Source organism: Prevotella sp. 885 (assembly GCF_002265625.1).
Classification (GTDB): domain Bacteria; phylum Bacteroidota; class Bacteroidia; order Bacteroidales; family Bacteroidaceae; genus Prevotella.
In genome coordinates this window covers 1-5,296 of the sequence record NZ_NOVE01000089.1, presented here as the reverse complement: position 1 = coordinate 5,296, position 5,296 = coordinate 1, and the positions used below count along the sequence as shown (strand labels likewise).

Genomic DNA, 5,296 nt, shown 5'->3' with positions numbered 1-5,296 from the left:
ATCAGGGAAGTGGCATACTTATTTTGCAACAGAAGCCCAAAGCGACGGAACGCAATGGAACACCCCACAATTTCACTTAGCCATGCAATGGCTTGTCCTCGCCACCGAACAATGCACCGCCGGAGCTACCTGGTAATGAATTCGGGAGCCTGTGACCGAAGTGTCGTCTGCCGGCGAGATAGCGACGGATAAAGAAAATGACGGCTACTGCCGTTATCATCATCAGGACGGCAATAGCGAGCTTTGCCGTGAAGGGAACTGAAGACCTTGACTTGATGATTTCCAGCGACTTGTCGGATGAAGACTGCTTCGCTATTGCGATGCTGTCTTCCACCTGCTGTGCAGCTGCGGACTCCTCCTTTTCCTCTTGGGAAAGGTGAAGTCCGTAGAGCCTGAGAGAGGACGGCTTGCCGTGACTTATTGCTGAAGGCTTGCCGTGGTAAGATGGAGGCTTTGCCTTGTCATTGGACAGGGGCTTGCCCGATGGATAGCTTAGGTCGGAACATTGAGGGGTTGCCGACGTGTCGACACCCCCGAATGTGAAGACGCAGCTATCGAATGAAAGGGCGGTAAGCCTCTGTAGGGAACTGAATGAAAGATTCTGAGCGGATCGCCATTGAGCTTGCGAAACGGCGTTTCGCTCACTTTCATTGGAGGACGATGCTGTCTTTGTGCTCTTGCACGCCAGTACAAATGCACAAAGAATAAGGATTAGGATATGTTTCATATCGTAGGGTTTAGATGTTGGCATACTCTGCAGTGGCATCGAATGATGGGCATGCCTTGGCTGCATAATCTCGATGTCCTCGTATTTTGGCATTGGGGAATTGCACTCTGAGTTTACGAAGAAGTGCCACCAATGCGGATTTCTGCTCTTCCGTGCGAGAGTCCTTAGGGTGTTTGCCGTCGGCGGTCAAACCACCGATATAGCAGATGCCTATGGAATGGGCGTTGTGCCCTTGACAGTGCGCTCCCACTTGTGCGAGCGGTCTGCAATGATGCACAGAGCCGTCGCGGTAGATGACGAAGTGATATCCGATGGAGGCAAAGCCTCGCTGCCGATGCCAGCGATCGATATCTGCCGTGGTGAAGTCCTTGCCTTCAGGCGTGGCAGAGCAATGGATGATGATGAGGTCAATCTTGCGCATCCTTCTCCTCCTTCCGTTTCAGTTTGTCGTCGAGGTACGAGCGTAGTTCTGCATACTTAGTCTGTATGTAGATAGTGACACCGAAGATAGACCCGGCGTAGATTAGACACTCTGCGAATACACCCAGGACAGACTCGTGTATTTGTCCAGTGGGCGGTACGATGAATCCTGCGACAGCGAGGAGAAATCCACCGATGAGCATAGCTATGGCAGATACAATCTGCACGTTTTCCTTAGTTTCTTTTGTCATAATGAATTGTCTTTTGAGAGTTAATATGATGTGGTTATCTTTGTATAAGATAAGCTGCATCTCAGCATAACAATCAAGCACGCTTGTTGTTCTGCATTCGATTTGCATTATCTTTGCGATTGAGTTGTGGTCGATTGGACCATTGCTCTTTGGCAGCGTGGTGTCGCGAACACCATTTTGCATCCGAGCTGTGGTGGCCTCCTTGCGGAGAAACCATGGCTCTTTTCGTTTACATACTGAAATTGAAGGTGAGTTTGTAATTGTTGCTACCATCAACTCTATCAGCTCTTGCAATTACCTTGAACTCAGCGAGGTTAGTTCGGAGTTCTCCGAACTGGAACGGACCGTAATCTTTAGACTTCTTGTAAAATCCGATGGCGAAGCGGAAATGTCGGTTGATACCGAGAATGTTATAGGAGCGTTTGCCAAAGTAAACGCGCACTTCCGAAAGCCTTTGCGTATTGGGGTCGATGACGGCACGGCAGTCGCCGAACAACACATCAGGCTTCGTAAAATACTTGCCTCTGTTCTGGTCGCCCTCCTTATCCAGGCGAAAAGAAATCTCGTCGCCATTATTCACACTAATCTTTCGGTCGTCATAAAAGCGGTTCCAACCACGTCGCCGTGGAAGATACTCACGCACACCGTTTTCATCCTCCTGCTTGCGACTTGTACGCACCGAGTGTCGGAAAATGACCGGTGTAAGCCCTTGCCGGATATAACGGTAGGCATCCTGTATCACAAGAGTACTGTCAGTGATGATACATTCAATGTGCATCTGCGTAGCCTGTTTCATCGTGGCAAACTTCTGAATGTCAGTTTGCAACGATTTTATCTGCGACGCAAGCGATTTGAGGTCAGATTGAAGAACTTGTATGCTTTCAGCGTTGTTTCCGATTTCAATATTGTTCTTTGAAATGCGCAGGCTCAGACTCTGAGTAGCCTTTTGAAAATTCACAAGAGCCTCCTGCACCTTATTCATAGAAGCGATGCATGAAGACAGCTCGGACTTGCATTTGTTCAAGTCCTGCACCTGCTGCGCACGCATGACACCGGCACGCTCGGTAGTGGCTTGGCGTATGAGAATGGAATTGTTTGCAATTTGATTGATTCCAGTAGAGAGGTTCGCCTTTCCCAATGTGAAATACACGTTGTTGCGGTCGTCCGAGCCGATGGTGAGCGATGTCAGCACATAGCCGATGCGTGCAAGATCCGAGCGCCAATTATCAAGGCGACTCACGTCCGTCTGCAGAGCAGCTTTGCCCAAAAGGTCAGCGATTTTCTGCAACAGTGCGCCCAGAACTTCGGGCGTTATAGCCTCTTCGCGCGTCTCGCTGCGAAATGAGGTGATGAGAGATGTGATAGATGAAATGTCAGCCATACTTTTGCTTGTTTTTAGCAAAGGTATGGCTGACTTTTAGATGGAGAAAAGACATTGTTAGTGATTATAGCGCACATACTTGTCATCGAGTGCCTGGGCGACGACACCAACGAACTCATGAGCGATGTTGTGGGAGAGGAAGTCACGGAGGTTCATGACGGAAGCGTAGTACTTACGGCTGAACCAGGGCTTCTTCTTGCGCTTGCGTTCACGGCCGATGTCGCCATGATTACCTCTTGGAATCTCTTTACCTGTACCGAAGTTCTGCCAAAGGCCATATTCGAGGAAGGACTGGCTTAGTCCTAACTCAATGAAACGACCATCCGCACGGACAGGGAGGGACTTGGGGCTGTGAAGCAAACGTCCGGTGTCAATTACACCGAGGAGAGTCATTTGCTCACGCCATATTTTGAGCATCGTATCGTTGAAGGCAAGAACGAACTTTTCACGTTCTTGCAGTTGTGGGTCATTGCCATTCAGTTGGGTCATAACGTAAATCGGTATAAGTGTCAACGGCGATTTGGAAGAAAGCACAGGCGCAGCCTGAGAAAAAGTATTGGTCGATTTCCTGAAAGGAGATACGAGAGTCGAGATAGATATTATGCTGCTCCTGCTTCGTCTTTTCAAGGATGAGCTTGCTCATAAACTGACGGAACAGCTCGCGCATGGTGTCCATGCACAGCTGACGTGCTGCCATGTCGTCGATGGCGTGGCGCATAGCAAGGAATACCGTCTTCACCCTTCGGGTGTGCGGACTGTTGTTCACCTCGATATAGCCCTGGCTGATATCGCTGACGGCAATGATAGCCGTGGCGGACTGGAGCTGCTGCAAGGCTTCCTCGAAGCCGTCGAGTCCGCTGACCTTTGCGAATACAAAGTCATGGGCCTTGGCGAACTTGTTTGTTTCTGTAAGGGATGCGAAGAAGGCGGTGGCATCCCAATTGATGTTCTTGTCTGTCATTTCGTTTGTAGTTTGATGTCTTCTACTTCTTTCGCTTTAGCATCGAGTTCTGTGAGTGCTCGCCATGTGTCCATCGAGAGCACTGCTTCCTCTTTTGTAATGTCTCCACCAGTGAGCGCACGAATCTGTGCATTCATGGCAGTCCGTAGCACCTCGCCGATGGGCGGTGCATAGCCAAGTAGGTTCTGCTCGTCGGCTGGCATCGGCTGCAAGAAATGTGGAAATAGTCGGGCGAAGTAATGCTTTAGTGACGAGAACCAATAGAAGGCGTTGAGCAAAAAAGGTGTTGTCAGGTGGCGCGACTTGACCTTTGGATACAGAAGCGTGGCGAGGTCTTTCAATAAAGCCTCGTTCTTGGTGTGAAGAAAGCCCTGATAGTAGTTGTCGGCAGAGATGAATGTCGAGAACGGCACGCCCTGGAAGTCGGCTTCGATAGCAGCTGCTCTTCCTATTTTGGAGATGCGAACTGGCAATGGAGAGAATTGGCGCAAGAAGTCCAATGAAGCCGTGGTAGCTTGCACTTGTGTGATAGTGAGCATAGCCTCCTGCTTGGACGCTTGGCGGTGCTTTACGAGATAGCTGCCGTTATGCGTCTTGCACAACACCCTTAGGTCAGCCCATTTGAACAGACAGAGAGTGAGTATTTCTTCCATTGGCAGATCATGCGAGAGCTGCGTGAAGAAAAATTGGAGTTGGCTGTCAGATAGTGACTGCCAACCTGTGGGTAGGGATAAATTGAAAAATGCTTCCATACTGCGAAAGTACGGAAGCATTTGTATGGGGGAAAAGACAAGGAGTTATTGCAGACTCTTGTCAAGAATTTCAAGAAGGATGGTGGGGTTCTCGCTAATCTGCTCTGCGGTCAAACCTTGTTTTTCAACCGCTTCACAAACTTGCGGATATTCTTTGAAATCTTTATTCATTCTTTTTAAGCGAGTTTTTAGAGATTGTGGTTTGCGGTTAGACAAATAATCCCAGTACTTTATGTTTCGAGTATTGTCAGAATCGACATTATAAAGATACCACCATACTCCAGAAAACATAGATGCATTCTGCATCACACCTGCATTAATACTTGTACGAGTATCATCAAAAAATGTAGGATACATATACCCCTTGACATGCTTCCCCTGATAATTTTGAATAGCCAATATTGGTTTTGGGGCAACTTTTTTTTGATCGCTCCAATACAATTTTACAGGAATAAATGTAGTCTCCTTGCCATCACCAAAACAATTTTTTACCACAAGGGACTTTATGGTTTCATTCTTGTATTTCACATCTTTCCCTTCTTCCGTCTCACTGAAAAGAACATATTTCTGCATAAAATGAATGTCCGTTCGCAGATAGCCATTAAGTACAGTACCATCATTGAGTGTCAGCACAGCTTTTGACCAAACGACTTTTTCTTTCGGCTTCTTGGCGTTTGCAGTTATCGCAAACGAGAACACTATTAAAAATAGGATGAAAAACAGTTTCTTCATAAGCGAATGATTTTATGGTTTTTAATGTGCCAAAATTAATACTTTTTTTCTTAACGAGCAAATTGTTTTAAG

The 5,296-nt window shown here is 47.7% G+C and carries 8 protein-coding genes; all 8 read right to left on the bottom strand.

Annotated features, from left to right (window positions below; all coding sequences use genetic code 11):
• Window positions 1-76: 76 nt before the first annotated feature.
• Entirely contained in the window at window positions 77-727 is a 651-nt protein-coding gene (locus CHL74_RS14730; protein ID WP_094881934.1) for a membrane protein FAM174 family protein, read from the bottom strand.
• Between the two features lie 10 nt (window positions 728-737).
• Window positions 738-1,148, bottom strand: coding sequence for an N-acetylmuramoyl-L-alanine amidase (locus CHL74_RS14725; RefSeq protein WP_094881933.1), 411 nt, complete (start codon window positions 1,146-1,148; stop codon window positions 738-740).
• Window positions 1,135-1,398 carry a hypothetical protein gene (locus CHL74_RS15635; protein WP_141241342.1) on the bottom strand — a complete coding sequence of 88 codons (264 nt, stop codon included), beginning with the start codon at window positions 1,396-1,398 and terminating at the stop codon, window positions 1,135-1,137. The genes CHL74_RS14725 and CHL74_RS15635 overlap by 14 nt, the downstream gene beginning before the upstream one ends.
• Window positions 1,399-1,627: 229 nt before the next feature.
• The gene (locus CHL74_RS14715) at window positions 1,628-2,779 is read right to left on the bottom strand and encodes a hypothetical protein (RefSeq protein WP_094881931.1); all 1,152 of its coding nucleotides are present in this window, start codon (window positions 2,777-2,779) and stop codon (window positions 1,628-1,630) included.
• Window positions 2,780-2,836: 57 nt separating this feature from the next.
• Window positions 2,837-3,268, bottom strand: a complete 432-nt coding sequence (locus tag CHL74_RS14710) for a hypothetical protein (protein WP_094881930.1) — start codon at window positions 3,266-3,268, stop codon at window positions 2,837-2,839.
• The gene (locus CHL74_RS14705; RefSeq protein WP_094881929.1) at window positions 3,246-3,740 is read right to left on the bottom strand and encodes a hypothetical protein; all 495 of its coding nucleotides are present in this window, start codon (window positions 3,738-3,740) and stop codon (window positions 3,246-3,248) included. The genes CHL74_RS14710 and CHL74_RS14705 overlap by 23 nt, the downstream gene beginning before the upstream one ends.
• Window positions 3,737-4,393, bottom strand: a complete 657-nt coding sequence (locus CHL74_RS14700) for a hypothetical protein (RefSeq protein ID WP_141241356.1) — start codon at window positions 4,391-4,393, stop codon at window positions 3,737-3,739. Before CHL74_RS14700 ends, CHL74_RS14705 begins: the two co-directional genes overlap by 4 nt.
• 144 nt (window positions 4,394-4,537) lie before the next feature.
• Complete coding sequence (locus CHL74_RS14695) at window positions 4,538-5,224, bottom strand: hypothetical protein (protein ID WP_094881927.1); 687 nt, start codon at window positions 5,222-5,224, stop codon at window positions 4,538-4,540.
• Between the last annotated feature and the right edge of the window lie 72 nt (window positions 5,225-5,296).